General features: G+C 69.7%; 16 protein-coding genes and 1 tRNA gene. 2 read left to right on the forward strand and 15 right to left on the reverse strand.

Going from position 1 to position 18,481, the window contains the following annotated elements:
- Positions 1–2: 2 nt before the first annotated feature.
- Positions 3–758 (forward strand): class E sortase, encoded by a 756-nt coding sequence (locus tag ACH4F6_RS25370; RefSeq protein ID WP_397962603.1) that lies wholly within the window; start codon positions 3–5, stop codon positions 756–758.
- A 160-nt stretch (positions 759–918) separates the two neighbouring features.
- Here ACH4F6_RS25370 and pknB read toward each other — a convergent pair whose 3' ends face one another.
- The 6 genes from pknB to ACH4F6_RS25400 all read right to left on the reverse strand — a co-directional run bounded on the left by pknB (position 919) and on the right by ACH4F6_RS25400 (position 9,063).
- Complete coding sequence (gene pknB, locus ACH4F6_RS25375; RefSeq protein WP_397962604.1) at positions 919–2,904, reverse strand: Stk1 family PASTA domain-containing Ser/Thr kinase; 1,986 nt, start codon at positions 2,902–2,904, stop codon at positions 919–921.
- A gap of 169 nt (positions 2,905–3,073) precedes the next feature.
- On the reverse strand, positions 3,074–4,546 hold the full coding sequence (locus ACH4F6_RS25380; protein WP_397962605.1) for a peptidoglycan D,D-transpeptidase FtsI family protein: 1,473 nt from the start codon (positions 4,544–4,546) through the stop codon (positions 3,074–3,076).
- Entirely contained in the window at positions 4,543–5,982 is a 1,440-nt protein-coding gene (locus ACH4F6_RS25385; RefSeq protein WP_397962606.1) for an FtsW/RodA/SpoVE family cell cycle protein, read from the reverse strand. Before ACH4F6_RS25385 ends, ACH4F6_RS25380 begins: the two co-directional genes overlap by 4 nt.
- 27 nt (positions 5,983–6,009) lie before the next feature.
- Positions 6,010–7,581, reverse strand: a complete 1,572-nt coding sequence (locus tag ACH4F6_RS25390; protein WP_397962607.1) for a Stp1/IreP family PP2C-type Ser/Thr phosphatase — start codon at positions 7,579–7,581, stop codon at positions 6,010–6,012.
- Between the two features lie 92 nt (positions 7,582–7,673).
- Complete coding sequence (locus ACH4F6_RS25395; RefSeq protein ID WP_397962608.1) at positions 7,674–8,186, reverse strand: FHA domain-containing protein; 513 nt, start codon at positions 8,184–8,186, stop codon at positions 7,674–7,676.
- A 10-nt stretch (positions 8,187–8,196) separates the two neighbouring features.
- Entirely contained in the window at positions 8,197–9,063 is an 867-nt protein-coding gene (locus ACH4F6_RS25400) for an FhaA domain-containing protein (RefSeq protein WP_397962609.1), read from the reverse strand.
- Between the two features lie 411 nt (positions 9,064–9,474).
- Here ACH4F6_RS25400 and ACH4F6_RS25405 point away from each other — a divergent pair.
- Positions 9,475–9,558, forward strand: a tRNA-Leu gene (locus tag ACH4F6_RS25405).
- A gap of 343 nt (positions 9,559–9,901) precedes the next feature.
- On the opposite strand, the gene mtnB is transcribed toward ACH4F6_RS25405, so the two are convergent.
- From mtnB to ccrA, 9 genes are all read right to left on the reverse strand, one after another.
- Positions 9,902–10,516 (reverse strand): methylthioribulose 1-phosphate dehydratase, encoded by a 615-nt coding sequence (gene mtnB / locus ACH4F6_RS25410; protein ID WP_397962610.1) that lies wholly within the window; start codon positions 10,514–10,516, stop codon positions 9,902–9,904.
- Positions 10,513–11,253, reverse strand: a complete 741-nt coding sequence (gene mtnC / locus ACH4F6_RS25415) for an acireductone synthase (protein ID WP_397962611.1) — start codon at positions 11,251–11,253, stop codon at positions 10,513–10,515. Before mtnC ends, mtnB begins: the two co-directional genes overlap by 4 nt.
- Positions 11,250–11,846, reverse strand: coding sequence for a 1,2-dihydroxy-3-keto-5-methylthiopentene dioxygenase (locus ACH4F6_RS25420; protein ID WP_397962613.1), 597 nt, complete (start codon positions 11,844–11,846; stop codon positions 11,250–11,252). The genes mtnC and ACH4F6_RS25420 overlap by 4 nt, the downstream gene beginning before the upstream one ends.
- Positions 11,847–11,966: 120 nt before the next feature.
- Positions 11,967–13,550, reverse strand: a complete 1,584-nt coding sequence (gene mtnA, locus ACH4F6_RS25425) for an S-methyl-5-thioribose-1-phosphate isomerase (RefSeq protein WP_397962615.1) — start codon at positions 13,548–13,550, stop codon at positions 11,967–11,969.
- A 99-nt stretch (positions 13,551–13,649) separates the two neighbouring features.
- Entirely contained in the window at positions 13,650–15,008 is a 1,359-nt protein-coding gene (locus ACH4F6_RS25430; RefSeq protein WP_397962616.1) for a cytochrome P450, read from the reverse strand.
- Positions 15,009–15,086: 78 nt separating this feature from the next.
- Positions 15,087–15,431: a tRNA-binding protein gene (locus ACH4F6_RS25435; RefSeq protein ID WP_397962617.1), complete on the reverse strand. Its 345-nt coding sequence runs from the start codon at positions 15,429–15,431 to the stop codon at positions 15,087–15,089.
- Positions 15,428–16,102 (reverse strand): ATP-dependent Clp protease proteolytic subunit, encoded by a 675-nt coding sequence (locus ACH4F6_RS25440; RefSeq protein ID WP_397962618.1) that lies wholly within the window; start codon positions 16,100–16,102, stop codon positions 15,428–15,430. Before ACH4F6_RS25440 ends, ACH4F6_RS25435 begins: the two co-directional genes overlap by 4 nt.
- A 106-nt stretch (positions 16,103–16,208) precedes the next feature.
- Positions 16,209–16,793, reverse strand: a complete 585-nt coding sequence (locus ACH4F6_RS25445; RefSeq protein WP_240122200.1) for an ATP-dependent Clp protease proteolytic subunit — start codon at positions 16,791–16,793, stop codon at positions 16,209–16,211.
- 247 nt (positions 16,794–17,040) lie between these two features.
- On the reverse strand, positions 17,041–18,390 hold the full coding sequence (gene ccrA, locus ACH4F6_RS25450; RefSeq protein WP_397962619.1) for a crotonyl-CoA carboxylase/reductase: 1,350 nt from the start codon (positions 18,388–18,390) through the stop codon (positions 17,041–17,043).
- Positions 18,391–18,481 lie beyond the last annotated feature (91 nt).

The raw sequence follows: 18,481 nt of genomic DNA on the forward strand, positions 1-18,481 counted from the left end.
AGATGATCGTGGCAGCGACCACCGACGGCACTGAGCACGCAGAGCACACCGACGCGTCCGCGTCACCGCCACCGCGCCGCCGGGGCGGCCGGATCGCCCTGGCGGTCAGTGTCTTCGGCGAACTCCTCATCACGGCCGGGCTGCTGCTCGGCCTCTTCGTCGTCTACTCACTGTGGTGGACGAACGTCCTCGCCGACCGCAAGGCGGACCAGCAGGGCGACAAGGTCCGCGACACCTGGGCCCAGGAGCACACCGGGCCGGGCGCGCTCGACGTCCAGGACGGCATCGGCTTCCTGCACGTGCCCGCGATGAAGAACGGCGAGGTCCTGGTCGAGAAGGGCACCTCCTCCAAGGTCCTCAACGACGGCGTCGCCGGCTACTACACCGACCCCGTCGAGGCCACGCTCCCCACGAGCGGCAAGGACGGCAACTTCGCCCTGGCCGCCCACCGCGACGGTCACGGCGCGAAGTTCCACAACATCGACAAGCTGGAGAAGGGCGACCCGATCGTCTTCGAGACGCGGGACAACTGGTACGTCTACACGGTGTACGCCGTCCTGCCCGAGACCTCGAAGTACAACGTCGAGGTCCTCGGCGCGGTCCCCGAGGAGTCCGGCAAGAAGAAGGCCGGCAAGTACATCACCCTGACCACCTGCACCCCCGTCTACACGAGCCGCTACCGCTACGTGGTGTGGGGCGAGCTGGACCGCGTGGAGAAGGTGGACGCGGACCGCACGCCGCCGGCGGAACTGCGCTGATCCGGGCCGGCGGACGGCGCACGACGCGCGGACGGCGCGGGCGGCGGGCCACGGGCGGAACGACGCGGTGGGGGGAAGCCGCGGGACGGGAAGACGAAACGACGTGGGGCCCTGCCGGATCGACCGGCAGGGCCCCACGTCGTGGCACGGGCGGTGCGGGCTAGCCGCTGGTTCCTCCGAAGAAGATCGTCCCGCCGTTGTTGTTGCCGCCGTTGTTGTTGCCGTCGTTGTTGCCGACGGCGATCAGGTTGACCGTCTGCCCCTTGTTCACCGTGCTCCCCGGCTGCGGGTCGGAGCTGATGACGGTGGCGTTGTCGTCACTCGATCCGCTGATGTTGCCGACGGTCAGCCCCGCGTCCGTGAGGGCCTTCTTGGCGTCCTTCAGCTTCATGCCCTGGAGGTTGCCCGGGACCTGGGTCTGGGTGCTCTTGCCGATCTGGATCTGGACCGTGGAGCCCTTGTCCGCCTGGGAGTTGGCGGACGGCGTGGTCTGGATGACCTTGCCGACCTGGTTCTGGTCCTGGGTGTCGACCTCGGTGCAGTTGCCGACCAGGTCGTTGGCCTCCATCTGCGCCTTGGCCTCGTCACAGGTCTTGCCGGTGACGTCCGGGACGGTCGCCTTCTCCTCCGCCTTGGCGATGGTGAGGGTGATCTTGGAGCCCTTCTCCACCTCGGTGCCGAGCTCCGGGTCCTGGGCCAGGACCGTGCCGGGCTCCTGCGGGGAGACCTCTTCCTTCGTGTCGACGGCGAACTGGTACTTGTCGCCCTCCAGCGTCGACTTCGCCTCTTCCAGGCTCTTGCCGGTGACGTTGGGCACGGCCACCTTCGGCGCGCCCGTCGAGACGGTGAGGGTGACGGTGTCGCCCTTGTTGACGTCGGCGCCGTTCGCCGGGTCCTGCTTGCAGACGTTGTTCGCCGGCTGGTCCTCGCAGGGCGCCTTCGTGACCTTCAGCTCCAGGTCGACGTTGGTGGCCATGGTCTGGGCGCGTTCCAGGGTCTGGCCCACGAAGTTCGGCGCCGCGAACGGCTTGTCCTCCGCCTTGCCGCTGAACGCCCACTTGCCGATCAGGATCGCGCCGACGAGCACCAGCACCGCCGCGACGACCAGCAGGACCGTCGAGGTGTTGGACTTCTTCTGGCGGCGCCGGTCGGGGCGGTCGTCGTAGCCGAAGCCGCCGTCGTCCGGGTTCATCGGGGGCAGCATCGAGGTGGCGCCGGCGTCCGTGGAGCGCAGGGCCGTCGTCGGCTGGTCGTCGGGGTAGCCGCCGTAGCCGACCGAGCCCATCGCCGCCGTGGCCGCCACCGGCTGGCCGTCGAGGCAGGCCTCGATGTCGGCGCGCATCTCGTCGGCGGACTGGTAGCGGTAGTTCGGGTCCTTGACGAGGGCCTTCAGCACGATCGCGTCCATCTCGGGCGTGATCTCGGGGTCGAAGACGCTCGGCGGCTGCGGCTCCTCGCGGACGTGCTGGTAGGCCACGGCCACCGGGGAGTCGCCGACGAAGGGCGGCCGGACGGTCAGCAGCTCGTACAGCAGGCAGCCCGTGGAGTACAGGTCGGACCGCGCGTCGACCTGCTCGCCCTTGGCCTGCTCCGGGGAGAGGTACTGGGCGGTGCCGATCACCGCGGCCGTCTGCGTCATCGTCATGCCGGCGTCGCCCATCGCGCGGGCGATGCCGAAGTCCATCACCTTGACCTGGCCGTTGCGGGTCAGCATGACGTTCGCCGGCTTGATGTCACGGTGCACGATGCCGGCGCGGTGCGAGTACTCCAGGGCCTGGAGGATGCCGATGGTCATCTCCAGCGTCCGCTCCGGCAGCAGCTTGCGGCCGGAGTGGAGCAGCTCGCGCAGCGTGGAGCCGTCGACGTACTCCATGACGATGTACGGGATCGAGACTTCGCCGATGTAGTCCTCGCCCGTGTCGTAGACCGCGACGATCGCGGGGTGGTTGAGCGAGGCGGCCGACTGGGCCTCCCGGCGGAACCGGGCCTGGAAGGAAGGGTCGCGCGCGAGGTCCGCGCGCAGTGTCTTCACCGCCACGGTGCGGCCCAGGCGGGTGTCATGCGCGAGGTAGACCTCGGCCATGCCACCACGGCCGAGCACGTGGCCCAGCTCGTACCGGCCGCCGAGGCGACGCGGCTCTTCCATAGCTACCTACCAGCCCTCTCCGTCGGTCCCGACCGGCACACGTGTGCGGTCGAAGGCTGCCGTCCGGGCATACCGTACCCGGACGGCGCTGCGTGACCTGGCCAAGCCCGTCACCCGATACAGGACCGGTATCGCAACGTGCACTGATGTGCAGGCAACGTGATCGGGGTCACTTCTTGCTGTCGATGACTGCCTTCATCACGGCCTTCGCGATCGGGGCCGCCAGACCGCCGCCGCTGATGTCGTCACGGTCGGCGGAGCCGTCCTCGACGACGACGGCCACGGCCACCGGCGCGCTGCCGTCGGACAGCTTCGCGTAGGAGATGAACCAGGCGTACGGCTTCTCGCTGTTGTTCAGGCCGTGCTGGGCGGTACCGGTCTTGCCGCCGACCGTGACGCCGGAGATCTTGGCGTTGCCGCCGGTGCCCTGCGGGTCGTTGACGACCGTCTCCATCATCTGCTGGAGCTTCTGCGCGGTCTCCGAGGAGACGGCCTGGGACAGCTCCTGCGGCTCGGTCGTCTCGATGGTGTCGAGGTTGGCGGCCTTGAGCTGGTCGACCATGTACGGCTTCATCAGCTTGCCGTCGTTGGCGATCGCGGAGGCGACCATGGCCATCTGGAGCGGGGTGGCCCGGTTGGAGGCCTGGCCGATGCCGTCCATGGCGTTCTGCGGCCGGTTGTCCTCGGGATAGACGCTCTCGGCGGCACGGACCGGGGTGTCCAGCTCCGCGTTGTTGTAGCCGAACTTCTCCGCCTGCTCGATCATCTTCTCGTTGCCGACGTTGTCGGCCATCTTCGCGAAGACGGTGTTGCACGACACCATGAGCGCGTACCGCAGGGTGGCGTTCTCGCACTCACCGTGCTCGTTGGTGAGCGGCGTGGTCGTCTGCGGCAGCTTGTACGGGTCCGGGGCGTCGGTGGCCTCGTCGATGCCCGACACCTCGCCGTTCTCCAGCGCGGCCGCCGCGGTGACGACCTTGAAGGTCGAGCCCGGCGGGTACGCCTCGCGCAGCGCCCGGTTCAGCATCGGGTTGTCGGGGTTGTTCTCCTTCTGGACGGCCTTCCAGGCCGCCGCGTCCTTGTCGGAGGCCCCGGCGAACTTCGACGGGTCGTACGACGGGGTGGAGACCAGCGCGAGGATCTTGCCGGTGGCCGGGTCGAGCGCGGCGACGGCGCCCTTCTTGTTGCCCAGGCCCTTGTAGGCGGCCTTCTGCGCGGCGGCGTTCAGCGTGGTGACGACGCTGCCGCCCTCCTTCTTCTTGCCCGTGATCATGTCGAGCGTGTTGCGGAAGAAGAGGCGGTCGTCGTTGCCGGTGAGGATGCCGTCCTCGAGCTTCTCCAGCTGGTTGGCGCCGAAGGCCTGCGAGGAGTAGCCGGTGACCGGCGCCCACATGGCGCCGTCCGTCCAGGTGCGCTTGTACTTGTAGTCGCCGCTGGTGACCTCGACCGACCCGGTGATGGCCTTGCCGTCGACGATGATGTCGCCGCGCGGGGTGGCGTAGCGCGCGATGTTGACGCGGCGGTTGTCGTCGTCCGTGGCCAGGTCGTCGGCCTTGGCGTACTGCAGCCAGTTGTCCCGGATGAGCAGCGTGAGGATCAGGAGTCCGCAGAAGATCGCGATCCGGCGCAGGGGCTTGTTCATGACGGGCGGACCACCTGGGTCATCTCGGCGTCGGGGTGGGAGGCGGGGGCGGGGGCCGGACGGCGCGCGGTGTCGCTGATTCTGATCAGGATGCCGATCAGGGCCCAGTTGGCGATCACGGAGGAACCGCCGTACGCCAGGAAGGGCATCGTCATACCGGTGAGCGGGATGAGGCCCATCACACCGCCGGCCACGACGAACACCTGGAGGGCGAACGCGCCGGACAGGCCGATCGCGAGCAGCTTGCCGAACGGGTCGCGCGCGGCGAGGGCGGTGCGCACGCCGCGCTCCACGATCAGGCCGTACATCAGCAGCAGCGCCATGACGCCGGCCAGGCCCAGCTCCTCGCCGAAGGTGGCGAGGATGAAGTCGGAGTTGGCGGCGAACCGGATCAGCTCGGAGTGGCCCTGGCCCCAGCCGGTGCCGAGGGTGCCGCCGGAACCGAACGCCCACAGCGCCTGCATCGCCTGCTCGGAGTGGCCGGCGACGCCCTGGCGGGAGAGCGTGTACTCCTTCATCGGGTCGAGCCAGGCCTGGACGCGCTGCTGGACGTGCGGCTCGAAGCTGGCCACGCCGACGGCGCCGGCCGCGGACATCAGCAGACCGAAGACGATCCAGCTGGTCCGCTCGGTGGCGACGTACAGCATGATGACGAACATTCCGAAGAACAGCAGCGAGGTGCCCAGGTCGGTCTCGAACACCAGGATCAGGATCGAGATGAACCAGACGACCAGGATCGGGCCGAGGTCGCGGCCGCGCGGCAGGTACAGCCCGAGGAAGCGGCGGCTGGCCAGGGCGAGCGCGTCCCGCTTGACCATCAGGTAGCCGGCGAAGAAGACCGCCAGCACGATCTTGGCGAACTCACCGGGCTGGATGGAGAAACCGGCGACGCTGATCCAGATCTTGGCGCCGTAGATGTTCTGGCCGAGGCCGGGCACCAGAGGGAGCAGCAGCAGGAACAGCGCGCCCAGCATGGAGATGTAGGTGTAGCGCTGGAGGACCCGGTGGTCCTTGAGGAAGATCAGCACCACGATGAACAGGGCGATGCCCATCGCCGTGTACATCAGCTGCCGGGGCGCGGCGGTGCCGGCCTGCTCGATGGACTGGAGCAGCTTCGACTGGTCCAGCCGCCAGATGGCCACCAGTCCGAGCCCGTTCAGCAGGGTGGCCAGCGGCAGCAGCAGCGGGTCGGCGTACGGCGCGAACTTGCGGACCACGAGGTGGGCGACGCCGGCCAGCAGGCCGAGGCCCAGGCCGTAGCTGAGCAGGCCGGACGGCACCTGCTCGTTGATGGCGAGGCCCACGTTGGCGTAGGCGAACACCGGGATGACGACGGCGAACACCAGGAGCGCGAGCTCGGTGTTGCGTCGGCTCGGGGTGCCGATGGAGCCGATCGTGGACGTGTGGTGCGTCGGCGTGTTGGTAGTACTGCTCATGGTGTGACAGGGCCTCTCACGGCTTGCCTACTGCTTACCGCACAGCGAGACGACCTTCTGCTCTTCCTCCGAGAGGGTGGGGCCGGGGCTGGGAGTGGCGGTCGCGGTTGCGGACGGGGACGCGGACACCGAGGGGCTCGGTGACGCCTTGGACGTGAGGGAGGTGGGAGTGGTTCCCGCGGTGCCTCCGGCCTCGGCCTCGCCGGTCTTGGGGGCCTTCCCGCTCCGGGCGGCCGTGGCCGCCTCCGCCCGCTTCCTGCACGCGGAGGCCTGCACGGCCAGATCGTCGATCTTCTTGCGGGCGCCGGCCAGGCTGCTCGCGGAAATCGTCGCCTCGACCTGCTTCTGCTGGTACTCGGGGAGGTACTTGAGTTCGATCTCGGGGTGGTCCTTCTCGACCTCCGAGAGCGAGACCCAGGCCAGGTCCTGGCTGATGCCGCGGTACAGCGCGAGGTGTTCGCCGTTGGGGCCGACGTAGTACTGCGTCTGCGTCCAGCGCCATCCGCCGTAGAGCCCGCCGCCGATGACGGCGAGCGTGAGGACGGTGTAGAAGGACCTCTTCAGCCACTTGCGGCCCTTGCGGGGCTTGACGAAGTCGTCGTCGGTGTAGTCGCCGAATCCCCCGGTGGGGATGAAACCGGTCACGTCGCCGGAGCCGGGCGGGCCGAACTCCCCGCCGCCCTGTCCGCGGCCCTGCCGGCCGAGGCCGGCGGCGCGTCCGGCCGGGGTCTGCATGATGCCGTTGTCGTTCAGCTGGTTCTGGTTCTCGGCGACGGCGCCGACCACGACCGGGGTGTCGGACAGCTGCCCGGCCAGGGTGTCGCCGGTGTCCAGGTCGAGGACGTCGGCGACGATGACGGTGATGTTGTCGGGTCCGCCGCCGCGCAGCGCGAGCTGGATCAGCTCCTGCACGGTCTCCTGCGGGCCCTGGTAGCTGGCGAGGGTGTCCTCGAGGGTCTGGTGGGAGACGACGCCGGACAAGCCGTCGGAGCAGATCAGGTAGCGGTCGCCGGCCCGGACCTCACGGATCGACAGATCGGGCTCGACGTGCTCGCCGCTGCCCAACGCCCGCATCAGCAGGGAGCGTTGGGGATGGGTGGTGGCCTCTTCCTCGGTGATGCGGCCCTCGTCGACCAGCCGCTGCACCCAGGTGTGGTCCTGGGTGATCTGCGTCAGCACGCCGTCGCGCAGCAGGTAGGCGCGCGAGTCGCCGACGTGCACCAGGCCGAGTCGCTGCCCGGTCCACAGCAGTGCGGTCAGCGTCGTCCCCATGCCCTCGAGCTGGGGGTCCTCCTCGACCATGGAGCGCAGCTGGTCGTTGGCGCGCTGCACGGCGGCGCCGAGCGAGGTGAGCACGTCGGAGCCGGGTACGTCGTCGTCGAGTGCGACGATCGTGGAGATCGCCTCGGAGGAGGCGACCTCACCGGCGGCGGCGCCGCCCATGCCGTCGGCGATGGCGAGCAGGCGCGGACCGGCGTAACCGGAGTCCTCGTTGCCCTCCCGGATCATCCCCTTGTGCGATCCGGCGGCGAAGCGCAGTGACAGACTCATGCCCACCTCGCCCGTCGGCCCCGGGTACAGCCGGTCGTGTCGAGCCACACTGCCCACCCTCCGGTCGGGAGCGCGCCGGGGCCCGGGGTGCCGGCCGCCGCCGCGTGCTCGCTCCGCTCGCGCTCACTCATGATGTAGCACTACTTCCGCAGCTCGATGACGGTCTTGCCGATGCGGATCGGCGCGCCCAGCTGGATCGGCATCGGGGTCGTCAGCCGCGTTCGGTCGAGGTACGTGCCGTTGGTGGAGCCCAGGTCCTCGACGATCCACTGGCCGTCGCGGTCCGGGTAGATCCTGGCATGGCGGCTGGAGGCGTAGTCGTCGTCCAGCACGATCGTGCTGTCGTGCGCGCGGCCCAGCGTGATCGTCTGGCCCTGGAGCGCGACGGTGGTGCCGGTGAGGGTGCCCTCGGTCACCACCAGCTTGGAGGGGGCGTTACGGCGCTGGCGGCCGCCGCCGGCCTGCTGGCGCTGCTGCGGGGGCGCGGCCTGCCGGGCGGCCTGCTGCTGGCGCCCGCTCTCCCGGCGCGAGCCGCGCTGGGTGACGCGCGTACCGAACAGGTCGCTGCGGATGACCTGCACGGCCACGATCACGAACAGCCACAGTACGGCCAGGAAACCCAGCCGCATGACCGTGAGGGTCAGCTCTGACATTGCCCCCGCTTCACCCTTCGGCTTGCCTATAGATAACGGTGGTGCTGCCCACGACGATCCGCGAGCCGTCGCGGAGCGTAGCGCGGGTGGTGTGCTGCCCGTCCACCACGATGCCGTTGGTGGACCCGAGGTCCTGGATCGTCGAGGGCGAACCGGTCCGGATCTCGCAGTGCCGGCGGGAGACGCCGGGGTCGTCGATCCGCACGTCGGCCTCGGTGCTGCGGCCCAGCACGAGCGTGGCGCGGGAGATCTGGTGGCGGGTGCCGTTGATCTCGATCCAGTGGCGGGTGCGGGACCCGGGCTGCGGGGCGCCGGCCAGGCCGCCGCCGGTGGCACCGGGGCGCTGGGCCCCCGCGGCGGGCGGGTAGCCGTAGCCGCCGGGGCGGCCGCCGGGCGGCGGGGAGGACGGCATGGGAGGGGCGCCGCCGGCGGGCGGGTAGCCGTAGCCGCCCGGACGCCGGCCGCCGGCCGCGGGCGCGCTCTCGGGCGCCTGCTGGCTGCTGGAGGAGGCGAGCGTACGGCTGCGCACCCGGTACAGGCCGGTGTCCAGGTCGTCCGCCTTCTCCAGGTTGACCTTGATCGGGCCCATGAAGGTGTAGCGCTGCTGCTTGGCGTAGTCGCGCACCATGCCGGCGAGCTCGTCGCCGAGCTGGCCGGAGTAGGGGCTGAGGCGCTCGTAGTCCGGCGCGCTCAGCTCCACGATGAAGTCGTTGGGCACGACCGTGCGGTCGCGGTTCCAGATCGTCGCGTTGTTGTCGCACTCGCGTTGGAGCGCTCCCGCGATCTCGACGGGCTGGACCTCGGACTTGAAGACCTTGGCGAAGGTGCCGTTGACCAGACCCTCGAGACGCTGCTCGAACTTCTTCAGGACTCCCATGGGGCACCTCCTCCGTCGTGACTTGCGTCCCGCGTCCTGCTGCTTACCTGGTACTGCTTACTGATCGTATCCACGCGCCGGTGAATCGGCTGGTTCCCCCTGTCGACCCCGTCGACCGGTGTCGACGCCCTCCTGCGCACCTGTCTTCCGCCCAGGATCGTAGAGGCGACCGAGGACCAGTGTCCCGCACCTGACTGCGGACCTCGCCCGGCTCCGGGGGAGACGGTCGTCATAGGTACGAGGTTGATACGTGAACTGGTCGTCGCCGAGACGTACGCGGGTTGCCGGACGCTTTCCGGTGTCCCCTGCCCCCGGGGAAGGGATGTGAACGCACCCTCGGCAGCGTGCTAATGTTCTGCATGTCGGAAGGCGCGGGGCCGAAAAGCCCACGAGCCGGAAGACACACCCAATGCGCGGGTGGCGGAATAGGCAGACGCGCTGGATTCAGGTTCCAGTGCCCGCAAGGGCGTGGGGGTTCAACTCCCCCCTCGCGCACAACGGAGCACCGTAGAAAGTGCCCCGGTCGCACCGACGAAACGGGCCCATCGTGATCACGATGGGCCCGTTTCGCATGGTTCGCGCAGGTCAGCGTGGGCTCTCGGGCTTGATGCGGCCTGCTGACATCAGCGTGAGGACCGCCGTCGGCCCGGTGTCCGCAGCGGTCGGTGAGGGCCGGCCCGTGAGGTGTTCGGGGGCCCGAGGTGTGATGAGTATCTCAGTTCGTGGTGGCGTGCCCCTCGGCGGCCCACGCCCCGACGGGCTCGGCCGGGCGGCGCCCGGGGCGGTCTCCGCGGAGGGCGAGCGCGGCCGGGCCCGGCCGGCCCGGCACGCCGCGGTGTCAGCGTCTGGCCAGTTCGAGCTCCAGCATCCACTCCACGACTTCCGTGTGGTGCCGCGCTTGTCGAGGGTCCGCGCCCCACACGTACAGGCCGTGTCCGGCCACGACCACGGCCGGCACGCGCGGATCGTGGGCGGCCTCCAGGCGGTCGCCGAGGACGGTCATGTCCTGGCTGTTCGCGATGACCGGGAGGATCACTTCCTCGGCGTGTGTCGGCCGGCCGATGCCCTTGAGCATTTCGAGGCCGCGGAGGACGACCCCTTCGGGGCAGCGCTCCGCGACGGCGACCGAAGCGATGGTGTGGACGTGCACGACGGCGTCCGCGCCGGTCAGCCGGGCGACTCGGGCGTGCAGCGCCGCCTCGGCCGACGGCCTGCCGCCGCTGACGGCGTTGCCGGCGGCGTCGACCAGGACGACGTCGCTCTCCGTCAGCTCTCCCTTGTCCATGCCGCTGGCCGTGACCGCGAGGCGCAGGGGATCACGGCTCGTCACCATCGAGAGGTTGCCGGAAGTGCCCCGCATCCAGCCGAGGGAGGCGAAGCGGGCCGCCTCGGCGGCCAGCACGGCCCCGGCCTCTGCCAGGCCGGGATCGAGGTCGGTCGCGCGTTCGGTCACCGTGGGTTCCTCGCATCGTCGGCATCGGCCGGGCTGACTCGGACATCGGCGAAGGACCCGACCTCGGGGTGACCCCCGGCGCCGTGCCGGTGGTACGGCTCGCCGGGACGGCGCACCCCCGCGGTGAGCCAGCCGGCCGCGCGAGCGGCGTCGAGTTCGGCCGGCCGGTCGGACAGGAACAGGATCCGGCCGGCGGGAAGGGCGAGGGCCGCGCCGATGGCCCGGTACGACTCGGGGGACTGCTTGGGACCGGCGTTCTCGGTGTCGAACAGGCCGTCGACGAGGGGCAGCAGGTCGCCACCGGCGCTGTGCGCGAACCAGGCGCGCTGGGCCGCCACCGAGCCCGACGAGTACACGTGGAGCCCTACGCCCCCGGCGTGCCAGAGACGCAGGGCGGGCGGCACGTCGTCGTAGAAGTGCGAGACCAGGTCGCCGCGCGCGAACCCCTCGGCCCATACGATGCCTTGGAACGTCTTCAGCGGCGTGACTTTGCGGTCCTCGTCCAGCCAGGTGTGCAGAGCCCTTTCGATGCGTGCCGCGTCCGCCTCCGGTTCCCCGAGCAGACGGCGTGTCTGGTCCATCGCCCGGCGTACGTCGGCTTCGTGGCTCCGTTCGTTCAGGAGCGTGCCGAACTGTCGCCGCGAGTACGGGTACAGCACTTCCGTCACGAACGCGGTGGCACTGGTGGTGCCCTCGATGTCGAGCACCACGGCGTCCGCTGCGAACGCGACGGTCACCCTTCCCGCTCCTCGGCGAAGCCGGCGCGGAACTCGTCGAAGTCGGGGAACCGGCGCGAGATGCCGGAGTCGGTGAAGTTGCCGATCCAGCCGTCTTCCTCGTGGAAGAACCGGATCGCGGTGAAGGAGGGCCGAGCACCCATGTCGAACCAGTGGGGCGTCCCCTTCGGAACCCCCAGCAGGTCACCCTTCTCGCAGTACACGGCATGGACCTCGCCGGCCAGGTGCAGGTAGAAGATCCCGGCTCCGGCGACGAAGAAGCGCACTTCGTCGTCGTCGTCGTGGGTGTGTTCGTCGAGGAACTTCTCCCGGGCCGCCCGGGCGCGGGCCGGCCAGTCGGGGTCGGTACCGGGGTGCAGGGAGACGACGTCGACGGTGACGAACCCCTCTTCTTCGGTCAGCTTCTCGATCTCGCTGCGGTACGCGGCGATGACCGTGTCGCTGTCGCCGTCCACCGGCACCTCGTGACGCACGGGCCACTGCTCGTAGCGCACCCGGAGCGGGGCGAGGGCGGCGGCGATCTCGGCCGGCTCGGACGTCTTGCGGAGGACGGTCTGCGGGCCGGAGTCCGGCCAGGTGATCAGTCGTGTCATTTCAGGCCCAAGGGGATGTGTGGGGACGAGTGGACGCGGGTTCCTGCAGGATGCTTCAGGGATCCCGTGAGTGATGCCCGGATCCGTGACCGGTCCCGGTCCGTCCGGGAGGCCGTACGCTCATGCCTGCTCCCCCTCGCCGTCCGTTTCCTTCACTTCGTGCAGGACCAGCAGCGGGTACCGGGAGAGTCGCTCGCTTCCTCCGAGCCCGGCCAACGCCACCGCCACCGCCAGGCCCGCGACCTGGGCACCGCCGGCCTCCACCAGGGCCGCCGCGGCCGAAAGGGTTCCACCGGTGGCGAGCAGGTCATCCACGCACAGCACGCGCTCACCGGAGGCGATCGCCCCCTCCTGGATCTCCAACCGGTCGGTGCCGTACTCCAGTTCGTACTCGGCCCCGTGCACCGGACCCGGCAGCTTGCCCGGCTTGCGGGCAAGGGTGAGCGGGACGTTCGCACGGACGGAGAGCGCCGCGCCGAGGAGGAACCCGCGCGCTTCCACGGCGAGGACCCGGTCGAAACCTCCGTCGAAGTGACGTGTCACGTGGTCGGCGAGTTCGGCCAGCAGACCAGGCTGCGAGTACACCCCCGCGAGGTCGCGGAAGACGATCCCGGGCCGGGGGTGGTCGGGGAAGGCGAGGAGCAGCCGTTCGATCCGGGCCGACAGCGGGGTCGCCGCGGTCGGGCCGGCTGATGTCCCGGGGAGCGCCGTGCCGGGGCGGAGCACCGTCCTCTCCTCGGACACGGTCGCGGTGACGAGGCTCGTGGGAGTGACGTCGAACGCCGGGTTGTAGACGCCCGCGCCGGCAGGTGCCACGGCTGTCCCCGCACAGTGGGTGACCTCGGTCGGATCGCGTTCCTCGACGATGATGGCCGATCCTTCGGGCAGGGACCGGTCCCAGGTGGATTCGGGGGCCACGACGAGGAAGGGAATCCCGTGGTGGGCGGCCGCCACGGCGAGCCCGTAGGTGCCGATCTTGTTCGCCACGTCGCCGTTGGCGGTTATCCGGTCGGCTCCCACCAGGACGCAGTCCACCATTCCCCGTGCCATGGCGGCCGCCGCGGCGGAGTCGACGCATATCCGGTGAGGCACGGCTGCCTCGCTCAGCTCCCAGGCGGTCAGACGGCTGCCCTGGAGGAGCGGCCGGGTCTCGTCGACGAGCACTTCCTCCACGCAACCGCGTTCGGCCAGTTCGAGGATGGCTCCCAGCGCTGTTCCGCCCGCGGCGGTGGCCAGCCGTCCCGTGTTGCAGTGCGTGAGGAGGCGCAGCGGGCGCCTGTCCGTGAGCGACAGCACCAGATCGGCCGCGCGCCGGGCTGCGGCACGGTTGGTCGCGGTGTCCTCCTCGATCATCGCGAGCGCCTCGGCCAGTACGGCTTCCGGGCCGTCGTCCAGTCGGCCGAGTGCGCGACGGACTCCCCACTCGAGGTTCACCGCGGTCGGACGGGCATGTGCGATACGGTCCGCGTCGGCTGTCACCGCCTCGGTGAGAGCGTCCTCCGCGGCCGCGTGCAGACGTGCGGACAGGGCCACTCCCAGGGCGCCGGCCAGGCCGATGGCCGGCGCTCCGCGAATCGCCAAGGTCCGGATGGCGCCGATGAGTTCGTCCACGGAGGCCAGCCGCAGCAGCCGGTACTCTCCGGGCAGCGCACGCTGATCCACTGCGATGACGGCTTCGCCGTCCCAGTTCAGCGAGGTCTTCATCCCTGCTCCCCCTCGTCAGGCGCTCTGTCGGACGGTGGCTTCCAGCGACGGTTCCTTGCACGGGACACCACGCGAGTGAGCGGCGTCAGCGCTGCTGCCTCAGCGTGGGGTGAGGCGCACGCGCACAGGGCCGGCGGCACGCATCGTCATCCCGAGTTCCAGGGGGATCTCGGTGTCGACCGCTGTCAGGGCGAATCGCTGGAGGAGGGTCGCCAGAGCGAGGGTGGCCTCCAGCATCGCGAAATACTGACCGATGCATGCCCGGGGCCCGCCGCCGAACGGGAAGAAGGCGTAGCGGGGGCGTTCCGCCTCCGCGTCAGGAGTGAAGCGCTCGGGGTCGAAGGCTTCCGGGTCCTTCCAGTGGTCGGGGTGCCGGTGTGTCACATAGGGGCTGACGTAGACGTCGGCGCCCGCGGGTATGCGGAAGCCGCCTATCTCGGTGTCGGCGACCGCCTTGCGGCCCATGATCGCCACCGACGGGTAGAGCCGCATCGCCTCCTTCAGCACCATCGTGATGTACGGCATCCGGTCGAGGTCGTCGGCGCCCGGAGCCAGGCCGCCGAGGACGTCGTCGACCTCGGCACGGGCCTTCTCCTGAACCTCGGGGTGAAGAGCCAGCAGGTGCAGGGCGAACGCGAGGGCCGTCGCGGTGGTTTCGTGGCCGGCGAGCAGGAAGACGAGCACTTGGTCCCGCACCGCCTGGGTGTCCAGGGCCGAGCCGTCCTCGTCCCGGGCTTTGATCAGCATGGTCATCATGTCGTCGCCGTCGCCTCCGGGGGCCGTGCGGAGGGCGAGGCGCTCGGCGATGATGCGGTCGCAGACGGCGTACAGCTCCTGCTGGGCCGAGGCGGCGCGACGATTGGCGGGGGTCGGCCAGCTCCTGGGCGAGCGCAGGGGGTTGGCCCCCCGCTGCAGAACGTGTTCGCCCAGGACCGGGAAGCAGCGGCGGACCACCTCCACGGTCTCGTCCAGGTCGGCCCCGAACAGGATGCGGGAGATGGCCCTCAGCGCGAACTCGGCCATCTCCGCGCCGACGTCCACGGTCGCGTCGGCCCGGGCGGCCCAGCGGTCGGCCGTGGCCGCCACCTCGGTGTGGACGGCGGACGCGTAACCGTCGACGCGGCGGCGGGTGAACAGCGGCTGGACCAGTCGGCGCTGGAAGACGTACTCGTCGTCCTGGCTCGTCAGCAGCCCGTTGCCGATGGACGCCCGGATCTCGCCGTAGACGGAGTTCTCCTTGCGGAACCCGGCCGCCCGGGTGCCCAGGATCTGCTGCACTCCGTCCGGGGAGAACACCGCGTACAGATGGGTGCGCAGTCCTGGAGGCCCGACCGGGAAGCGCACGACGTCCCCGTAGTCCTGCCGGGCGCGCAGATAGGCGCCCAAGGTGTCGTCGCGTAGGTCCACGAGTGTGCCGAGCAGTCTGCTTCCCGCCACCTGTGGGGCTTCCCTGGTCATGCCGACGCCTCCAGTCCTTGCACTTCCTTGCGGTACGAGATCGGGGTCGTGCCCTTGCCCGGCGCCGGCCGGCTCCGCTCAGCCGACGACGTCTCCCGGCGTCGACTCCGGCGCGGGGGACAGCAGATGGACGAGGCCGTCCGCCGCGTAGGACCCGAGCAGCAGGAACTCACTGGTGCGTCCGGCGATCCGCTTGTCCGGCAGGTTGATCACGCCCACGACCGGCCGGTCCTTCAGTTCCTCGGGCGAGTAGTTCGTGATCTGCGCACTGGTCCACAGCACTCCCGCATCCCCGAAGTCGACCTGGACCCGGTAGGCCGGCTTGCGGGCCTCGGGGAAGTCCTGGACGTCCAGGATCCGCCCCACCCGCAGGTCGGCGGAGAAGAAGTGATCGGCGGGGATCCGATCCTTGCGGTCTGTCATGACGTTCCGTTGTTCCGATCGCTCAGTACGTTCTTGCGGTTGGTCAGTACGTGGTCGACCAGGCCGTACTCAGCCGCCTGCTCGGCCGTAAGGATCTTGTCGCGCTCGATGTCCTGCGCTATCTGCTCCACCGGCCGGCCGGAGTGACGGGCCAGGATGGTCTCCACCAGCGTGCGCACGCGCTGGATCTCGTGGGCCTGGATCTCCAGATCGGAGATCTGTCCGCGCTGCCCCCCGCTGTGCGGCTGGTGCAGCAGGACACGTGCCCCGGGCAGCGCCGTGCGTTTGCCCGGGGAGCCGGCGGCCAGCAGGACGGCCGCGGCCGAGGCGGCCTGACCGATGCAGACCGTCTGGATGTCGGGCTTGACGAACTGCATCGTGTCGTAGATCGCCGTCATGGCGGTGAGGGAGCCGCCCGGCGAGTTGATGTAGAAGGCGATGTCCCGGTCCGGGTCCATCGACTCAAGACAGAGGAGCTGCGCCATGACGTCATTGGCGGAGGTGTCGTCGATCTCCACTCCGAGGAACACGATGCGTTCCTCGTAGAGCTTGGAGTACGGGTCGTACTCGCGCGTTCCCTGTGCCGTGCGTTCGACGAACCGCGGCATGACGTAACGGGCTTGGGGCGGTGTACCGCCGGATGCCAGGATCGGACGATCGTGCAGGGCCATGGTCTCGATTTCCCTCGGGTCGGGTGCGGCTGCGGTGGCTGGAGGCGGCCGGCCCGGCTCGGTGCCCGATGTTCGGGAGGGCGGACCTCGCCGGGCCGTCGTCCGTTCAGGAAACGAGCGTGCCGCCGGCCCCCGGGACGTCCGAGGCCGACTTCATCACCGAGTCGATGAGCCCGTACTCCGCCGCCTCCTGGGCCGTGAACCACTTGTCCCGGTCCGAGTCCCTGGTGATCGTGTCGACGTCCTGCCCGGAGTGCTGGGCGATCAGCTCGGCCATCTCGCGCTTGGTGCGCAGCAGTTGCTCGGCGTAGATCTTGATGTCGCTGGCCGAGCCGCCGAGTCCGGCCGACGGCTGGTGCATGAGGATCTTGGTGTTGGGGAGGGCGTACCGCTTGCCCTTGGCGCCGGCGGTCAGCAGGAACTGGCCCATGGACGCGCAGAAGCCCATGGCGATCGTCACCACGTCGTTCTTGATGTAGTGCATGGTGTCGTACACGGCCATTCCCGCGGTCACCGAACCGCCGGGGGAGTTGATGTAGAGGTAGATGTCGTCTTCGGATTCCGCGGCGAGCATCAGCAACTGCGCCGTGAGCTTGTTCGCGATGTCGTCGTCGACTTCCTTGCCGAGGAAGACGATACGGTCGCTCAACAGTCGATGGAATACCTGGTCGCCCATTCCCATCCCGCTCATTCCGCCCTCGCTTCGCGGCAGCCGCGAGTCCGACGAATAGGTGCGCGCTAAGGTCACTGGACCTCCAAGGTCATGGAGGCGACGCTTGTGGCAGCCGCCCGGAGCTTTCTCACGTCTTTGCATCCGCTGTCCCAACACGTCGAAGGGGACGGCGTTTTGGTTGACTGCGGATACCATCTCGACGCTAACACGACGGTCAGGGCCTGTCCTTCGGTTCCCCGGGTGCTTCGCTGACAGCAGAGCACGGTCAGGCGGCGGACTCTCCGGCGTTCCGAAATCGCGTAATGGCCGAAATGTGTTGTGCTCGAAGCTCCGGTTCGCTCACCCCCAGGCCCTCCTGGGGGGCCAGGCAGAGGACGCCGACCTTTCCCTGGTGCAGGTTGCGGTGGACGTCGTACGCGGCCTGGCCGCCGTCGGCCAGCGGATAGACCCGGGACAGCGTCGGGTGGATCCGTGCCTTGCAGATCAGCCGGTTCGCCTCCCACGCCTCGCGGTAATTGGCGAAGTGGGACCCGATGATCCGCTTCAGCGACATCCACAGGTAGCGGTTGTCGTACTCGTGCGTGTAACCGGTGGTGGACGCGCAGGTCACCACGGTGCCACCGCGTCGGGTCACGTAGACGGAGGCTCCGAAGGTGTCCCTGCCGGGGTGTTCCAGCACGATGTCGGGGTCGTCGCCGCCGGTGAGTTCGCGGATGCGGCTGCCGAACCGCCGCCACTCGCGCGGGTTCTGTGTTCCGTCCGCGTTCCAGAACCGGTAGCCCTCGGCGCCGCGGTCGATCACCGCGTCCGCGCCCATCGCCCGGCACAGGTCCGCCTTGGCCCGGTCGGACACCACGCAGATCGGTTGGGCGCCGCCGGCCAGGACGAGCTGGGTCGCGTACGAACCCAGGCCCCCGGCCGCCCCCCAGACCAGCACGTTGTCGCCCTGCTTCAGGTCGGCGCCGTTGCGGCTGACCAGCTGGCGGTAGGCGGTGGAGTTGACCAATCCCGACGCGGCGGCCTCCTCCCACGTCAAGTGCCCCGCTTTGGGCATGAGTTGGTTCGCCTTGACAAGGGCGACCTCGGCCAGTCCGCCGAAGTTCGTCTCGTAGCCCCAGATCCGCTGTTCCGGGTCCAGCATGGTGTCGTCGTGGCCGTCGGCGGACTCCAGTTCCACGGACAGGCAGTGCGCGACGACCTTGTCGCCGGGCCGCCAGGAGCGCACGCCCGGTCCCGTGCGCAGCACGTATCCCGCCAGGTCGGACCCGATGACGTGGTAGGGCAGGTCGTGACGGCGCGCGAGCGGCGACGTCCGGCCGTACCGCTCGAGGAAGGCGAACGTGGGCACCGGCTCGAAGATGGCGCTCCACACGGTGTTGTAGTTGACGGAGCTGGCCATCACGGCCACCAGCACCTCACCCGGCCCCGGCTCGGGCACCGGCACCTCTGCCAGGTGCAGGGACTTGCGCGGGTCCTTGTCGCGGCTGTCGAGACCCGCGAAGAGCTCGGTCTCGTCCTTGCGCAGGGTGAGGGCACGGCACGACTCGGGAACGGGCAGCGCGGCGAAGTCGTCCGGATCGGCAGCCTGAGTGACTGCGGCCAGTAACTCGTTCATGGAAGCTCCTGTCGGCAGGGTGTTCCCCTGGGGAGGGAACGGTCGGCCGGTCCGCTCGCAGATTCTTCCCGAGCGCGTGTGCATTCCGCTA

The organism is Streptomyces sp. NPDC017936 (assembly GCF_044328485.1).
Lineage (GTDB): Bacteria > Actinomycetota > Actinomycetes > Streptomycetales > Streptomycetaceae > Streptomyces.

What these genes read in the sequence shown, in the direction of transcription:
- ccrA (WP_397962619.1), bottom strand. Translation starts at nt 18,390, where the DNA reads ATGAACGAGTTACTGGCCGCAGTCACTCAGGCTGCCGATCCGGACGAC.
- mtnA (WP_397962615.1), bottom strand. Translation starts at nt 13,550, where the DNA reads ATGAAGACCTCGCTGAACTGGGACGGCGAAGCCGTCATCGCAGTGGAT.
- ACH4F6_RS25395 (WP_397962608.1), bottom strand. Translation starts at nt 8,186, where the DNA reads ATGTCAGAGCTGACCCTCACGGTCATGCGGCTGGGTTTCCTGGCCGTA.
- ACH4F6_RS25400 (WP_397962609.1), bottom strand. Translation starts at nt 9,063, where the DNA reads ATGGGAGTCCTGAAGAAGTTCGAGCAGCGTCTCGAGGGTCTGGTCAAC.
- ACH4F6_RS25430 (WP_397962616.1), bottom strand. Translation starts at nt 15,008, where the DNA reads ATGACCAGGGAAGCCCCACAGGTGGCGGGAAGCAGACTGCTCGGCACA.
- ACH4F6_RS25445 (WP_240122200.1), bottom strand. Translation starts at nt 16,793, where the DNA reads ATGAGCGGGATGGGAATGGGCGACCAGGTATTCCATCGACTGTTGAGC.
- ACH4F6_RS25380 (WP_397962605.1), bottom strand. Translation starts at nt 4,546, where the DNA reads ATGAACAAGCCCCTGCGCCGGATCGCGATCTTCTGCGGACTCCTGATC.
- ACH4F6_RS25420 (WP_397962613.1), bottom strand. Translation starts at nt 11,846, where the DNA reads ATGACACGACTGATCACCTGGCCGGACTCCGGCCCGCAGACCGTCCTC.
- ACH4F6_RS25440 (WP_397962618.1), bottom strand. Translation starts at nt 16,102, where the DNA reads ATGGCCCTGCACGATCGTCCGATCCTGGCATCCGGCGGTACACCGCCC.
- ACH4F6_RS25370 (WP_397962603.1), top strand. Translation starts at nt 3, where the DNA reads ATGATCGTGGCAGCGACCACCGACGGCACTGAGCACGCAGAGCACACC.
- ACH4F6_RS25385 (WP_397962606.1), bottom strand. Translation starts at nt 5,982, where the DNA reads ATGAGCAGTACTACCAACACGCCGACGCACCACACGTCCACGATCGGC.
- pknB (WP_397962604.1), bottom strand. Translation starts at nt 2,904, where the DNA reads ATGGAAGAGCCGCGTCGCCTCGGCGGCCGGTACGAGCTGGGCCACGTG.
- ACH4F6_RS25435 (WP_397962617.1), bottom strand. Translation starts at nt 15,431, where the DNA reads ATGACAGACCGCAAGGATCGGATCCCCGCCGATCACTTCTTCTCCGCC.